Raw genomic sequence first — 12,336 nt, 5'->3', positions numbered from 1 at the left:
GCGCGCTACGACGTTGTCTTTGAACTCCTGCGAATATCGCATGTTTTGCCACTCCATGAAAGGTTGAAGGGGTGGCGAAAGTTAGTATGACATCTAATGATTCAGCCAATTGTCACCATCGTGGCGCATCCGGGGGCGGATCCAAACCGCGCCGAAGGCACTGCGGTCGTGGTTCGTTCGGACCGCTTTGAGCTCCAGACGCTCGGAGACCTGCGGACGCGAATCGTCGCTGCCAATAATCCGCTCGGATTCACGGGCTGGCAGATTGTTCTCGGCGAGATCGCCAAATTCGGCGTCGAGGAGCCCCGTTCCTTTTTCGGAAAAGTGATCTTCACGGGCGACTCCCGGTCGACCGACCGGATTGCGGAACTTGTAATCGACGGGGAGGCCGATGCAGGCTTTCTGAGGCTCTGTGCCTATGAAGCCTTCCTCAAACGCCACCCGGAAAAGATCGGCCTTCTCAGGGTCCTTGACCGGCGCGAAAGCAGTCTTGCCTGCGCGCATTCGACGGACCTCTTTCCGGGCTTCACGCTCGCCGTGACGGAGCACATTGCGCCCGAACTGGCCCGGCGCCTCGCGCTCGCGCTCTTTTCCATGGAGCCCGATGAGGGCGGCCCTAAATGGGCTGTTCCCGCCAACTTTCTCACGGTCGACAGGCTCTTGCAGACGCTTGAGGTCGGACCCTGGGAAGGACTCGGTCAAGGCTCCATCATGAAGCTCGTTGAGCGCAATCTCCCTTGGGTGCTCCTTACGCTCGCGCTGATTCTCGGCCTTATTTTCCACAGCTGGCGCTCCGAGGTTGTCGCGAGGCGCCGCAGAGAAAAAGTGCGCGAGCTCATGGAAAAGGAGATGAAGCAGGCCGAGGCGCTTCAGACCATGCATTACGAATCGACGATGGTGCAGCTCGCCAATCTTTTCGCGCATGAGCTGCGCCAGCCCCTCGCCTGCGCTTCGCTCTATGCCGAAGGCCTCGCTCGGCAGTTCCGCCGCGGGAAGTTCGATCCGGAGAAAATGGCCGGCATCTGCGACAAGGTGTCCGATGAAACGCACCGGGCGAGCGAAATCGTTGAACGGGTGCGCGCCTATGCAAAGGGGCGCGGCGAAGAAAGAAAGCACCTGAGCGTTGAGAAGCTGATGCAGCACTGCGTGCATCTCTGGCGCACCTATTCCGCGCTTGACATTCCGCTGGTCTTCTCCGCGCCGGATCCGGACGCCGCTCTGGAAGGGAACGAATTCGAGCTTGAGGTTGCGCTCGTCAATCTTCTGAAGAATGCCCGAGAGGCCGTTCAGGGGGCGAAGGCGCCCGCCGTGTCCTTTACAGGCGCAGTCGAGAATGATCGCGTGGTGATTCGCGTGATGGACAGCGGCACTCCTCCGACAGACGAAGAACTTTCCCGCCTCGGCATCCCGGCTTCGAGCGAAAAGGCCCACGGCCTTGGTCTCGGGCTCTCGATTGCCTCGGGACTCATAGAAAACCATGGAGGCAGCATTGCCTTCAGCCGCGGACCGGGCGGCATATTTACCGGTCTGGCAGTAACCGTAACGTTTCCTCTCCTTCCCGGGGAAAGCGTCGAGAAGTAGTAAGAAAGGAGGAGAAGCGTGACCGACCCCGTTATCAGAATCGTGGACGACGACCCCCGCATGCACGACGCGCTGCAGTTTATTCTTGAAAGTGAGGGTTACAGCGTGAGGCATTTCTTTAGTGCTGAGGATTTCCTCGCAGGAGATTTTCTGAGCGATCCCGGCTGCGCCGTTCTCGACGTACGGATGGGAAAGATGAGCGGCCTCGTGCTGCAGCGTGTTCTGAAGGAGCGCGAGGTTGATCTTCCCGTCATTTTTCTTTCCGCTCACGGCGACATCGGAATGGCGGTGGATGCAATCGACAGCGGCGCCGTTACCTTTCTCACCAAGCCCGTTCGGGCCGAGAAGCTTCTCACGGCGGTCGACAAGGCCCTTTCCCGGAAAGGCTCTGCAGAGGTTCAAACGACGGATGCCCGGGAGGTGCGGAAAGCCTTCGCGGCACTCTCCGATCGCGAGCGCGAGGTTGCGCTTCTCGCCGGGCAGAAGCTCACCAACCGACAGATTGCAGAACGCCTGGAGCTCGCCGTCCGGACGGTGGAATTTCATCGCGCCGGCGCAATGCGCAAGCTCGGCACCCACAGCGCTAAGGAATTGACGGAAAAACTCATTGCTGCCGGCGCGCTCGGGAGCTGAAGACATAAAAAGAGAGGAACAGGTACTGCTCAGCGCCTGTTCCTCTTCAAGGCGCATTCCGGTCCTGGTTGTCGGAATGCCTTCGGACATGAGAAAAGACCTTTAGATTGTTGTGAGCATGAGGGAATTCAACTGCCCGGCGTAAAGGATGAAGAGGCGCAGGCACATCATGCCGGCCACGGCGCAGAAGCCCGTAGTCCAGAAGACGGCCGGGGAGTGTCCCTTCACGGCGATTCCGAGAACGAGCGGAATTCCGAAGCCGACGCCGACGGCGCCCGCCCAGAAGACAACCGCCCAGACGCCCGAGATGAACGCTGCGGTAGCGGCCTGAGCGCCCGCAAAGCCAAAAATCATCGCCATGCCGATCATGAAGATGCAGCTCGCTTCAATCGCCATCATTGGATACTCAGCCTTGTGCAGAAGGTGCACGTTTTCCGAACTCATCTTTTCGCCGAAGAAGGCAACGGCAACGAGCTTGGCGGCAGCAGTGCCCGCGGAAACTCCTGAGGCGACGAAGAGCGCCGGGAGGACGGCCGTGTTGATGAGGGGATAGCGGATGAGCGCCGAAATCAGGAACCCGGTATAGGCGCAGATGCCGAAGGCAAGACAGAGCACGATCCAGGTGATCGGTGTTCTTGCACGGTTGAAAATTTCGCCGAGCTTTTCAACAAAGGCGCCGAGCTTCGGCATATGGAGGAAGCTGAGCACCAGATTGAATTCCTTCCTGAGGACGATGACGGTGAGCACCGCCGTGAGCGGGATGTAGCAGAGGAGCATCATCACGCCCACGCTCATCACGGAGGTCGGGTTGTAGAAGACGAGAATTCTCCAGAAGAAGAGCGGGTTGGTGAGGTCGAGGACGAGGCAGACCATGCCGAGGAGAATCGTCGTGAGAGCGATGAGCGCCGCCGACTTGAGCAGCGGCGAATCCTCGCGCGAGGTTCCCCGCAGCTTCGTCATCGAAAGAATGACGCCGAGAGCGCCGCCCGAGATGCCGGCAAGGAAAAGGTAGACCGCAATCGGCCAGGGCCAGGCAACGCCTTCCGTGAGGCCGATTGAAAAATCAAGTACGCCGTCCATGGTCAGACTCCGGTTTTGACGACGGGAATGTAGCGAAACGTCGGTTCAGTGCCAAGCCACGGGCGGATGCGCACGGTGTCCCTGGCCTTGAGCAGCAGGCTCACGTAGCTCTTCGGATCGTTGAGGTCGCCGAAGGCGAGCGCGTGGAAGCGGCACCGGGCAACGCAGCCCGGAAGTTCTCCCTGGTCGAGCTTCTTGGAGTGGAGGCAGAAGTCGCAGTTGTCGGCGACCTTGGTCTCCTCGTTGATGTAGCGGGCGTTGTAGGGGCAGGCCGCAATGCAGTACTTGCACCCGACGCACCGGTCGGTATTCATGGTCACGATGCCCGTGGCCGGGTCATGGTGGCAGGCGCCCGTCGGGCAGACCTTCACACAGGGCGAATCCTCGCACTGCTGGCACGAGACGCGGATGTAGTGGCGCTCGGGTCCGGGCATCCGCTGAAGGATCACGCGGGAGCGCCCCGGGGGAAGGTGATTGGTTTCGTTGCAGGCATGCTTGCATTCGCCGCAGCCGACGCACTTGTTCTGGTCGAAGACCATCACGTAGTGAGGCTTCTTCTTCCCGTCAGGGGAAGTGTCGGTCGAGCAGCCGCCGAGCGAAAAGACAATGAGTCCGCCGACGCCCGCCGTGAGGAGAGTTCTCCTGTCGATCGTTTCAGTCACAGCTTTTTCTCCTGCTGATCCGTACCGCGCTCTCCAGCCGATTCCTAATAGGGAAATCGGTCCGGGGAAGCGCAGGAGCGGATCAGAGAGTTTTGGGGTTTCAGGGTCGAGAGAGGCGCCGAAGGTATCAGCGGTTCTTCTTCTCAGAGGCGGACTGGTAGCCACCCTTGTCGATGATGGCCTGAGCCTTTTCGATGTAGCCCACGCCAGTGAGGACGCGGTCCTTCAGGTAGCGCGGCGCATGCGCGCCCCAGGAGCCGTCTTCCTTCACCTGGTCGTAGATTTCCTCGGCCTTGTCGAGCATGAGGCGGACTTCGGTCTGGTCGGCAGGCTTCAGAGCCGTCACTTCAAGGAGCTGCTTCAAGCGCTCGAGCCCTGCGCCGATCTTTTCGAATCCTTCCTTGACAGGGGTCTGCCACTTGAGGATTTCCGCATAGATCGCCGACTGGTCGGCATAGCGCAGTCCCTCGTCAAGCGTGCTCGTCGCAGGGCTGTGGCACCCCTGAGCGTCGCCCGAGAGCGTGTAGTCGCCCGGCGTTGCGCGGCCGCAGGACCAGACGATGTCGACATACGCATGTCCCTTTTTGTCGAGCGCATAGGTCCAGAGGCGTTCGCCTTCCTTCGCGTCGAGATTTCTCACGTAGGTCTGAGCGCTCGGATCGACATTGATCTTGTAGAGGTGCGAGCGGCGCACGGCGTTGTAGAACTCCTTCACGCCGTCAGGACCCTGGAATTCCTCCGGGCTCGGCATGTTGGGCATGTGGCAGGCGACGCAGTCAATCTTCTTATGCGTGTCGGTCTTCGAGAAGACCTTCTTCTGCACGTCGTGGCAGTCGCCGCACTTCTGCTTCATCTCGGGTGCAGTGACGGAAGTCATCCAGTCGGGGCGGCCGATTCTCTGCTGATCATGGCAGGTAGTGCAGGTGTGGCCCTTTTCGTAGTGCTTCGAGAGCGAATTCTGCTCGGTCTTTTCGTTGAAGATTTGCGTGAGCGCCTTCTTCTGCTCCTCAACAGTCTGCGGGCCCTGATGACGGGCGGGATCGAGGTTGAGGTCCTTCACGAACGCTTCGTGAGCGGGAAGGTCGAACTTGACGGGCGGGTAGGGGTCCGCCGGGGCTTCGGCTGCAAGGGCCGAGCCGACGGCGCCGGCGAGGAGCATCAGCATGAAGCCTCTTCCCGCGGCGAGGTGATTTGAGTTCTTGGTCATTTTCAAAATCCTTTGCGTATTCGGAACTTCTTTCGGACAGGCCCGGAGTCCCCTCAGGGACTCATCACGAGGTCGACGTCGATGTGTTCCACCAGAAAATCCGCGTAATCGTCGTCGAGGTACCGGTTCGAATAGAGGTACACGGTCCCGAGCGAGGATTGAGTGAACTTGATGTCGTTAGTCTTCGGATCTTCGGGGAGCTTCTGGAGGATTTCCTGGAGCGCTTCAGGCGTGAAGTTGAAGGGCTCGTCCTGAAAAGCTCCGAGAAGAACCGGGCGCGGATAGATGCGCGAGCATTCGCGCACCCGGTCGCAGAGCTGTTCGACGGGGTTGTTCTTGGCCGAAAGGATGCGGGCGTAGGAAGCGGAGAGAAGCGGACGATAGTGGTAGTACTCCTTCTCGTCCCAGGCGATGAGCTTCGCGACGCCGCAGTCATCGGCAAGAACGGCGTAGAGCACTTCATTGAAATACTCGTCCGTGATGTCGCGGGGCTCTGCGGGCGCCTGCTGCGCGGCTTCCTTTTCAGCCTCGGCGGCAACCGCCTCAGCGTGATGAAGGTCCCCGGCAATGAGACTTCGAAGGAGCTCGCGGCGCGTGAAAGCCTCGCGCTGGTCGCGCAGCGTGGGTACGAGCTCGCGGTTCTTCTCGCGCTCTTCCTTCGAGCGCGTCTTGGGCGGCACGAAGGAGACGGTTCCCGGAGCACGGTTGTAGGTCCGGTCCATCTGCTTTTCGGCATCGGCGAGGAGCTCGTCAACCTCCGGTTCAGGGGCGAGCGCCGCCTTTTCCTTAAAGGCTTCGCATAGCTCGTCGCGGGGCATGAGCTCCACCTTGCGGCTCTTTTCCGTCACGAGATCAATCAGGATGAGCTCGTCGGCCTTGAGGCGCGAAAGGCGCTTTGCTTCGGCACGTGGATCCGTCACTTTCTCCTGGTCTTCCATTTGCATCACTTCCCTCAGACGTCAGATGAGGCCCGCCTGCCTGAGGACCGGGACGACGTAGTCGAGCTGGTAGTCCTTCAGGCACTTTTCGGTCGGAGCACCGGTTTCGACATTGAATTCCATGAGTTCGTAGAAGAGTTCGAAGCTCTTTTCAATATCGGCCTTCTCCATCCGGATCGTGCCCTTCGTGAAGGGGGCTTTGCCCTTCTTGTCGTAGAAGATCCAGTCGGGATACTGATCGTGATCCTTTCTCGGCGTTTTCGTCTTCATCTGCAGCATCGTGTAGGCGCGCTGCAGGATGAAGGCGCGCAGGCCCGCATGGTCGAGCTCGTCCTGGGTCATGCTGATGCCCGTGACGGCGCGGAAGACCTTGCTTTCCATTTCGATGTCGCCGATGTAGCCCTTTTCGCGCAAGGGCGAGACTTCCCAGGGCGCCGTCCAGGAGCAGATGCCGAGCATGTCGTGGAGCTCCTTTCTCGCCACGACCCACTGGAGGCGCTTCATCTTCCAGATGTTCGTGGGCTTGTAGTCGCCGATCGCGTCGACGCAGTCGGGGCTTCCCCAGAACTTCTCGCCGATTCTCTTCTGCACCTCAATCGGCAGGCCGCAGCGCGTGAAGTTGATGTGGCCGTGGCTCATCGGATCGCGGTTGTAGAGGGAATTGAGAACGCAGCCGATCTGGCCGTCGTCCTCGTTCGAGTGATGCTTCGGATGGCCGTGCGCCCAGTAAAGCGTCACGTCGGGCTGGCCCTTCTGCCATTCGGCTTCCGTGAAGCCGAAGTGTTCGAGAAGCTTCGGCGTCGTTTCGCCGAGCCAGCGGCCGAATTCGCCCCTGCGGTAGGCAATGCGCGGAAGAATGTCCTGGAGCACCGAGGGATCGGGATTTTCGAACTTCTCCCAGGCGATGGTTTTGTATTCATCGGGCGGAAGAACCTTCTTCCAGTAGCCCATCTTGAGAAAGTGCACGAAGTCGCGGTGAAGCTGGCCGTAGTTGCACCAGAGGCCGAGGTCGTCCATTGTCTGCGAACCGACGAGGCAGGCCTCGCGGGAAACGGGCTTGTCGAGGTCGCTGATGAGGCTCGGGAAGAACCAGCGGCCGTAGAGCGCCATGCAGGTCTGTTCCGTGATGGCGTTGATGCGGTACTTGGCGGCCGTGCCTTCGTCGCGGATGATCGAATAGCAGCGGATCGGGCAGGCGTAGCAGCCCGTCGTGCGCACGTGATAGTTCCAGAGCGAGGGCCCGAGGTAGAACTCGGCCGAGCAGGTGCGGTAGGCGATGTGGTTCACGTCGCGGATGTCGCCCGAAATCGTGACGGGCGGGTTGGCGGCGCCCCAGACGCGGCCCGGAAGGCCCGACCAGCGCGAGGACGGGCTCGAATACTCGAAGAGAGGCGACGGAACGCGCGAGACGACGGTCTGCGTGTGGGCGCCCAGAATGGCGCGATGGCTGTCGATGAGCGCCTCCCATTCGTCGGGCTTCGCGTGGATGTGAATCGCCTGATTGCCGCGAACGACGATCGCCTTCACCTTCTTCCTGCCGAGGACGCTGCCGATCGAGCCCGCGGAGTGGCTGCGGTCGACCATGAGGTTCGACATCGGAACGCCGTTTTCGCCGGCCGGCCCGATCGTGCCGATGCTCGCATCGCAGCTCGTTTCCTGAGCGAGCATCGCGTAGGAGCGGAAGGTGCCCTGGCCCCAGATTTTCGAAGCGTCGCGAAGCTCAACCTTGTCGTTCTCAATGTAGATGTAGATGGGCTTCGAAGATTCGCCTTCGATGATCACGAAGTCCCAGCCGGCGTACTTGAGCTTGTGCGCGAGTTCGCCGCCGACGTGCGCGGAGGCGATGAGCGATTGCGGCCACGAGGTGGGCCAGAGCGTCGTGATGGCGGTGCGGCCCGAGCAGATGGCGCCCGTGCCCGAGAGCGGGCCCGGGGCGATGACGAGCTTGTTGGCCGGGTCGTAGCAGTTTGTTTCAGGCGGAACCTCGTCCCACATTACCTTGTAGCCGAAGGCCGTGCCGCCGATGAGTCCGTCAAAGCGCGGGAAGGTGGGTTCAACCGAGACTTTTCCCGTCGTGAGGTTGATGCGCAGGCCCTGTCCGGTGTAGCCGTATCTCTTTTTCGTATCAGTCATTTTCGAAATGCTTCTTTCAGATTAGCGGTGGCAGATGCTGCATTCGGCGGAGTTCTCCGCCGGGAGGTAGCCGTGCGGCGCGCGGCGCGATTCCTCGTGCGAGCGGTCCATCCAGGGGATGTAGCGGATGGCGAGCGCCGGGCAGGCCTTGACGCACTTCGGGTCGCCGTGGCAGAGGAAGCATTTCGACGCTTTGTTTTCCTCGACGTCGAAGCTCATCATGTCCCACGGGCAGGCCTTTTCGCAGAGGTGACAGCCGATGCAGAGCTCCTTCACGACGACGCGGGCGCCCGTCTTTTCGTCCACGCGGATGGCGCCCTGCGGGCACGCATTGGCGCAGGGCACCGGATGCGGACACTGGCGGCAGGTATCCTGCACGACAAGGCCGTTGCCCCAGACGCCGAAGGGCGACGGGAGATGATTGGTGCCCGCGGGCCCGAACATGACGTTGCGCGTCATCTTGATGCGCGCGAGCAGCGGATCCGCCTTGCCGTCGTTGAATTCCGTGCAGGCAAGTTCGCAGCGGTGGCAGGCCACGCAAAGGTTCGGGTCGGCAATGATGAGGCCCTTGGCGGTCTCAAGAATGACGTACGGGCGCACGCCGGGCTTCGCCTTGGCTTCGGCCATGAGGGCGACTGTTGCGGCGGCCGATGCCGCCTTGAGGAAGCCTCTGCGCGTGAAGTCATGCGGCAGCGACAGCGACAGCTTCTCGAGAATGTCGTTGATATCCATGAATGTCTCCTGGGGTGATCTTTGAGGATCCGGCGGTGGTGGAGAAGCCTTGCCGGCCTGCATTTGGGTCTGCTTCCTGGGCGTGGAGGAATTCAGGGCGTGCGGGGGAAAGCGTCTCTGGCCGGTGCTTCCTTCGCCGGAAGAGGCAGGAGAAGGCACCCTTCCGAGGCAGGGGTGCTCCTTTGCGTCGATCCGTGAATGGCGCTCTATTGCGGCGGGCAGTGCGGGCGTTCGTTCATTTGGGTCCGGAACGAGCTCATCTCTTTTCCGCCGGAATCGGGCTTGATCGGTTTTGGGGTCTTCCTTTCGCGCGGCCTTCTGCTTTATTTTTTGCAGCCTGCGCTCAAAAGCTGCCTATTTATCTCATTCCGGTACCGTTAGGTAGTTTGATTCTCGTCAGTTCGGAAGGCTCTCTAAGCCAATTTAAATGCCGTAACCCATATGCAGGATGAACGGTAAAATCTCTTCTATTTCCTGTTTTATATTTGAAAAACAAGTAAAAATATTGAATCGTGGAAGGGCGCGCAGGATCGGCGCGAACCTGTTATGCTTCCATTCGGGTCCGGAACGGAAGGCGTCATCGACCTTCCGGTCGTTCATTCTTTTTTTGAATAACGTTGCCTTTTTCCGCTAGTTTCGTTATTCCTGTTTGGAATAACGAGAGGCGGGGCGGCGGGAACGACAAAGAGAGGCCGTTTCTGGCCCTCACGCAATAGAAATGAAGCATTTCCTTCTGCGGCCCTATGAACTTCCGGGCGCCTGGAGCGATCCGGAGCCGAGTTTCGTGCGGCTCTGCGACAGCTTCGGCGCGACCTTGGCTGAAGACATCCTCGCTGAGACGGATTCACCGGACTACGACACGGCGCTCAGAGACGGCTGGGCTGTTTTTTCGGGCGACCGCTGCCGCCGAGTAAGGCCCGGGAGCGTTGAAAACGGCAGAACGCCCGAGCCTCTCGGAGCGGGCGAGGCCTTCTGGGTGAATACGGGCGGCATGGTTCCCAGGGGAGCGGATGCCGTTATTCCGGCTGGAAGCCCTGATGATGCGGATCTTGCAGAAGCCTCCGTAGAGCCGGGCCGCCACGTATTGCGCCGCGGGACCGAATGGCGGGCGGGAGACGCGCTCATGGAAGCGGGAACTTTTGTGGGTGCTTCCGAACTTGCGCTTCTGCTCGAGGCCGGCATCGACCGCGTGAAGGTGTATGCGCCTCCCGAAACCGGCATTCTCTCTACGGGAAGCGAATTGAAGGATCTCTACTGCCGCGGCGAAGCCGGTCCTCTTCGGGTGTCGAGCAATGCGGCCTATCTGAGGTCCCTCCTGATGACGGCCGGGATCCGCCATATCCATGCGGCGTCCGCTCCCGACGACGAAAATGCGATTGCCGCAAAGCTCTCTGATCTTGCCCGACGCTGCGGATTCATTTTTACGATCGGCGGCACCGGGGGCGGCCAGCGCGATCTCACCCGGCGCGCCATCCAGCTCGCTGGCGGCCGGATCTTTGAGGAAAGAACCTGCGCCGGGGGCGTGCCTCCCTTCATATCAGGCGAAATTGACGGCGTGCCGCTCCTCGGACTTCCCGGGAATCCGCTGGGCGCCATGATGATTGCCCAGCGGGTGGCGCTTCCCGTCATCTGGAAGCGCTTTCACGCCGACGCCTGGCAGCCCGAGCGCATCAGCGCCTTTTTCGGCGGCGACATTCCTGATCCTCAGACGGGAGCGCTCTGCGTGTCTCTCGTGCGCGGCGCCACCGGATTGAGGGCGCTTCCGGTGGAAAAAGGCACTGGATGCTCGAGACTTTTTCGCGAGGCGGGAGGCGTCATCACGCTTCGGAATCAGATGCTGCGCGCCGGCGAACAGGTGATTGTTGAGCGCTTTTTCAATTAATGGAAAATGCGAATGCGTGGGATGTCTGGAGTAGGTGTTTATCTCAAGCGTACTTCCCGGAATTTTGCCTGAACACCCTTAGGGAGTTCCCTCAAAATGGCTTATCTGATAGTCTGGAAGTATTAGATAACAATCGAAGGATCCTCCATGCAGAATAAGCCGGAGCGTGCGGGCGCCCATCCTGACCTCCATCTGGAGTATGCCGACGAGGTGTCGGAAGATGCATTGAAGACGATCATCGCCTTTGCCAATACCGATGGCGGACGATTGCTGATCGGCATGCGCAAGGACGGCGCGCGCGTGCCGGTTGCGGATCCGCCGGGCGCACTCCGGGAATTGAAGCGTCTGATACGGGAAGAGGTTGAGCCCGATCTCTCTTCCTTCGTGAAGCTTGAAATGCCTGACGACGGTGCCGCCCCGATTCTCGCCGAGGTCGAGCCGGCTCCCCATCGCCCCTATGCGCTCGTTCGCGAGGGTGCCGCACCCCGCGGCGTCTGGATCCGACGCTACGGGAGAACGGCAGAGGCGAAGCCCTCAATCATTGATGCCATGAAAAGGGATGAAGGACCGCTCTGGGATGCCCGGGCGTTCCTGAATCCGAGTCCTCACTTTTCCATGCTCAATCGCCTCGGCCTTGAGAAGGGGATTCTGGGCGCCGAAACGCTTCGCGATTCGAAGAGCTTTCTCACCCGGGACGGCGCCTGGTCGAGGACGGCGGAAGTTTTTTCAGACGAAAACGGATTTTTCCTGCGCTGCGTGCGGTTTGGAGACGATGCCCTTCAGCCCCTTGAGGACGAACGCTTCCCGGGCGGGCTTCTCACGGAACTCTTTGCCGCGCTCGCGTGGCTCGAGGAACGGGGCGCCGGCCGGTTCGGCCTCAATATTCTTCAGGAATCTCTCGTCAATGCCCTTCTTCATCGCGACTATGCACTGGAGGACGCAGAGATTCTGGTAAAGCTTTACTCTGAGCGGCTTGAGATCGTTTCGCCCGGCGGGCTGCCGCAGGGGATGACGCCTGAGGACGCGGCGGGCGGGCTCTCGCGCGTAAGAAACCCCGGAATTCTCGAAGCGCTCCGCTCGGTCGGGCTGGCAAGAGGACTCGGGGGCGGCGTCGGGAGAATGAAGGAAGCGCTTCTGAAGCGCGGCGGTCGGTTTGAGCTTCGTGCCTTGCCCGGATGCGTCATTCTCGTGCTTGAAGCCGGAAAGTCTTCCGCCGCAGCATCTCTTCCGGAGCGGCGGTTCCCTCTATCCGCGGATCACGCAGCGCTTGATGCGCGCCAGTCCGCGAGACTCTCGAAGGTCGAGACGCTCGCGATCGAATTCCTCAGAGCGCATCCGGGCGCCCCTCGGCGCGAGGTTCAGGAAGCCGTCGGCCTCTCTCAGGCCGGTGCGGTCAATCTTCTGCGCCGCCTCATTGAGCGGGGTCTTGCTGCAGCGGACGGCAACGGCCCCTCGACCCGCTATCGGTCTCTTTCCTGATAGAAACCA

The 12,336-nt window shown here is 60.7% G+C and carries 10 protein-coding genes; 4 read left to right on the top strand and 6 right to left on the bottom strand.

All coding sequences use genetic code 11. The features are described 5' to 3' along the window. Window positions 1-96: 96 nt before the first annotated feature. Both GBM95_RS04315 and GBM95_RS04310 read left to right on the top strand, forming a co-directional pair. Entirely contained in the window at window positions 97-1,581 is a 1,485-nt protein-coding gene (locus GBM95_RS04315; RefSeq protein ID WP_152157955.1) for a sensor histidine kinase, read from the top strand. A gap of 18 nt (window positions 1,582-1,599) precedes the next feature. Continuing rightward, window positions 1,600-2,214: a response regulator transcription factor gene (locus tag GBM95_RS04310; protein ID WP_226963157.1), complete on the top strand. Its 615-nt coding sequence runs from the start codon at window positions 1,600-1,602 to the stop codon at window positions 2,212-2,214. Window positions 2,215-2,316: 102 nt separating this feature from the next. Here GBM95_RS04310 and nrfD read toward each other — a convergent pair whose 3' ends face one another. The 6 genes from nrfD to GBM95_RS04280 all read right to left on the bottom strand — a co-directional run bounded on the left by nrfD (window position 2,317) and on the right by GBM95_RS04280 (window position 8,966). After that, a complete protein-coding gene (gene nrfD / locus GBM95_RS04305; RefSeq protein ID WP_152157954.1) occupies window positions 2,317-3,294 on the bottom strand; it encodes an NrfD/PsrC family molybdoenzyme membrane anchor subunit in 978 nt (325 codons plus the stop codon). Window positions 3,295-3,296: 2 nt separating this feature from the next. After that, window positions 3,297-3,956 carry a 4Fe-4S dicluster domain-containing protein gene (locus GBM95_RS04300; protein WP_152157953.1) on the bottom strand — a complete coding sequence of 220 codons (660 nt, stop codon included), beginning with the start codon at window positions 3,954-3,956 and terminating at the stop codon, window positions 3,297-3,299. Window positions 3,957-4,083: 127 nt separating this feature from the next. Next, window positions 4,084-5,163 (bottom strand): cytochrome c3 family protein, encoded by a 1,080-nt coding sequence (locus GBM95_RS04295; RefSeq protein WP_226963156.1) that lies wholly within the window; start codon window positions 5,161-5,163, stop codon window positions 4,084-4,086. A 53-nt stretch (window positions 5,164-5,216) separates the two neighbouring features. After that, entirely contained in the window at window positions 5,217-6,101 is an 885-nt protein-coding gene (locus tag GBM95_RS04290) for a hypothetical protein (protein WP_152157952.1), read from the bottom strand. Window positions 6,102-6,122: 21 nt separating this feature from the next. Continuing rightward, window positions 6,123-8,234 carry an aldehyde ferredoxin oxidoreductase N-terminal domain-containing protein gene (locus GBM95_RS04285; protein ID WP_152157951.1) on the bottom strand — a complete coding sequence of 704 codons (2,112 nt, stop codon included), beginning with the start codon at window positions 8,232-8,234 and terminating at the stop codon, window positions 6,123-6,125. A gap of 21 nt (window positions 8,235-8,255) precedes the next feature. Then, window positions 8,256-8,966 (bottom strand): 4Fe-4S dicluster domain-containing protein, encoded by a 711-nt coding sequence (locus GBM95_RS04280; RefSeq protein ID WP_152157950.1) that lies wholly within the window; start codon window positions 8,964-8,966, stop codon window positions 8,256-8,258. 718 nt (window positions 8,967-9,684) lie between these two features. Here GBM95_RS04280 and GBM95_RS04275 point away from each other — a divergent pair. Beyond that, on the top strand, window positions 9,685-10,848 hold the full coding sequence (locus tag GBM95_RS04275) for a molybdopterin-binding protein (protein ID WP_152157949.1): 1,164 nt from the start codon (window positions 9,685-9,687) through the stop codon (window positions 10,846-10,848). 147 nt (window positions 10,849-10,995) lie between these two features. Further along, a complete protein-coding gene (locus tag GBM95_RS04270; RefSeq protein ID WP_152157948.1) occupies window positions 10,996-12,327 on the top strand; it encodes an ATP-binding protein in 1,332 nt (443 codons plus the stop codon). Window positions 12,328-12,336: the final 9 nt, after the last annotated feature.

The organism is Sutterella seckii, assembly GCF_009183815.1.
Taxonomy (GTDB): domain Bacteria; phylum Pseudomonadota; class Gammaproteobacteria; order Burkholderiales; family Burkholderiaceae_F; genus Sutterella; species Sutterella seckii.
Note: the sequence above shows the minus strand (reverse complement) of the source record. Positions and strands in the feature narration are given on the sequence as shown.

Bases quoted from the DNA above. Each gene is read 5' to 3' on its own strand.
- GBM95_RS04290 (WP_152157952.1), bottom strand. From the start codon at position 6,101: ATGGAAGACCAGGAGAAAGTGACGGATCCACGTGCCGAAGCAAAGCGC.
- GBM95_RS04295 (WP_226963156.1), bottom strand. From the start codon at position 5,163: ATGACCAAGAACTCAAATCACCTCGCCGCGGGAAGAGGCTTCATGCTG.
- nrfD (WP_152157954.1), bottom strand. From the start codon at position 3,294: ATGGACGGCGTACTTGATTTTTCAATCGGCCTCACGGAAGGCGTTGCC.
- GBM95_RS04270 (WP_152157948.1), top strand. From the start codon at position 10,996: ATGCAGAATAAGCCGGAGCGTGCGGGCGCCCATCCTGACCTCCATCTG.
- GBM95_RS04315 (WP_152157955.1), top strand. From the start codon at position 97: ATGATTCAGCCAATTGTCACCATCGTGGCGCATCCGGGGGCGGATCCA.
- GBM95_RS04275 (WP_152157949.1), top strand. From the start codon at position 9,685: ATGAAGCATTTCCTTCTGCGGCCCTATGAACTTCCGGGCGCCTGGAGC.
- GBM95_RS04285 (WP_152157951.1), bottom strand. From the start codon at position 8,234: ATGACTGATACGAAAAAGAGATACGGCTACACCGGACAGGGCCTGCGC.
- GBM95_RS04280 (WP_152157950.1), bottom strand. From the start codon at position 8,966: ATGGATATCAACGACATTCTCGAGAAGCTGTCGCTGTCGCTGCCGCAT.